Source organism: Natrinema soli, assembly GCF_028618695.1.
In genome coordinates, this window is sequence record NZ_JAQIVI010000476.1 from 1 (window position 1) to 1,895 (window position 1,895).

At 65.2% G+C, this 1,895-nt stretch carries 2 protein-coding genes and 1 pseudogene; 1 reads left to right on the top strand and 2 read right to left on the bottom strand.

The window, feature by feature from the left end; genetic code table 11:
* Both PGX04_RS24455 and PGX04_RS24460 read right to left on the bottom strand, forming a co-directional pair.
* A pseudogene (locus PGX04_RS24455) lies at positions 1 to 262 on the bottom strand (hypothetical protein); the annotation flags it as partial.
* Positions 263 to 357: 95 nt separating this feature from the next.
* Positions 358 to 1,212, bottom strand: coding sequence for a 3-hydroxyacyl-CoA dehydrogenase family protein (locus PGX04_RS24460; protein WP_273740888.1), 855 nt, complete (start codon positions 1,210 to 1,212; stop codon positions 358 to 360).
* A gap of 152 nt (positions 1,213 to 1,364) precedes the next feature.
* Between PGX04_RS24460 and PGX04_RS24465 the strand changes: the two genes are divergently transcribed.
* A partial coding sequence (locus PGX04_RS24465) for a hypothetical protein (RefSeq protein WP_273740889.1) occupies positions 1,365 to 1,895 on the top strand: 531 nt, incomplete at its 3' end.

Sequence of the window (1,895 nt, forward strand, 5' to 3'; positions counted from 1 at the left end):
CGGTCGCGTTGCTCCGGTAGCGCTCGGCGGCCGACGCGTTGACGGGAACTCGAGCCACCCACTGGGAATCGCCGGCCTCGTCGACGTACACGTCGAGCGTTCCGTGCTCCGTCGCGCCCGTGATTTCGGCATCGTTCGCGATACCGGGCCCGCAGACGCCACAGAACTGCGACGGTGGGGGTGCGCCGGCGACGGCGGTGACGCCGGCGACGCCGACGAGGCTACAACAGAGGGCGACGACGGCGAGACGAGCGAAGCACATCGATTCGACGGACGCGTGTCAACTGCAAATACGTTACGACGGTTTGAAACGAACTGACGATACTTTCGGACTCTCTGCCGGACGATACGGTTCGGTCAGTCGTACTCGTAGAATCCCGTCCCCGTCTTCTTGCCGAGGTCGCCGGCTTCGACCTTCCGCTTGAGGAGATAGGCGGGCTGGTAGCGGTCGCCCAGCTCCTCGTGGAGCGTTTCGGAGGCGTGCAGACAGATATCCAGCCCGATGTGATCCGCGAGGGTGAGCGGCCCCATCGGCACGTTCGTTCCGAGTTCCATTCCCGTATCGATGTCCTCCTTCGAGGCGACGCCCTCGTCGTAGGCGCGGATCCCCTCGTTGATCCAGGGCATCAGGATGCGGTTGGTGACGAAGCCCGGCTTGTCGTCGGCCTCCCAGGTCGTCTTCTCGAGGTCCTCGGCGATATTGTGGGCCAGTTCGGACGCGTCGTCGGTCGTCTTCTCGCCGACGACGACCTCGACGCCCTCCATGATCGGGACGGGGTTCATGAAGTGCAGGCCGATCACTCGTTCGGGGCGCTCGAGGTCGGCCGCGATCGAGGTGATCGAGATCGTGCTCGTGTTCGTCGCCAGCAGGACGTCCTCGTCACAGACCCGCTCGAGGTCGGCGAAGATCTCCCGCTTGATGTCTAACTCCTCGAGCGCGGCTTCGACCACGAGGTCGCACTCCGCGAGGTCCTCGAGGAGCGTCGTCCCCTCGATCCGGTCGCGGATCGTCTCGGGGTCCGATTCGAGGTTCCCTCGATTTTCGAGTCGCTCGAGGCTGTCGTCGATGGTGTCGAAGCCGTTCGCGACGAACGCCGATTCGATGTCGCGCATCACCACGTCGTAGCCGTGCGTGGCGGCGACCTGTGCGATACCGCTGCCCATCGTGCCCGCGCCGACGACGCCGATCCGGTCGATCCGTTCGCGAACCATACGGTGGCTTCCCCCGTCGGAGCCGTAAGCGTGCCGGTGCAAGGCGCGTTGCGCCGTGGAGCACTCGGTTCGGACGAACGAGTTATCCGGCCAACAGGTGAGGATAAGTTTCAAGGCGCGAGAGTGTGAGCTACGGATATCCGGTGGATCGCGTGAGCAAGAAAAACGTCGCCAGCGACGCGGGAACGGGGACAACGAGTGAGAACACGACCGACGAAACCGGTGTCGTCGATATCGGTATCACCGTCGACGTCAGCGGCGACGACTCGAGTATCGACGCCGACGACGCCATCGAACTCGAGTTCGAGGAGGGGGCGGGAGACGAGGCGGCCGAGTCGGCCGAAGCGGCCCCCGAGCCCGAGACGGCACCCAATTCCGCGTTCGAGCCCGCCGAACGCGAGACCCTCGAAACCGTCGATATCGACCCCGACGCGGTCGCGGCAAAGGAGTACTCCTATCGCCTGTTACTGGACGAGGGGGTCGACGAGTCGGTCGCCGATGCCCTCCGACGGCGGTTCTCGCTGCCGTGGTCGTTCGAATCCGACGGTGACCTCGAGCGGCGCTCGACGGAAGTACGCGGGCTCGGCGACGCCGAGCGGGAGTGGATCGCCGTCAGCGGCGACGAGGACTGGCAGACCTTCGAGTACGATCACACGGAGCCGATCTCGGTCGGACGGGAGCGA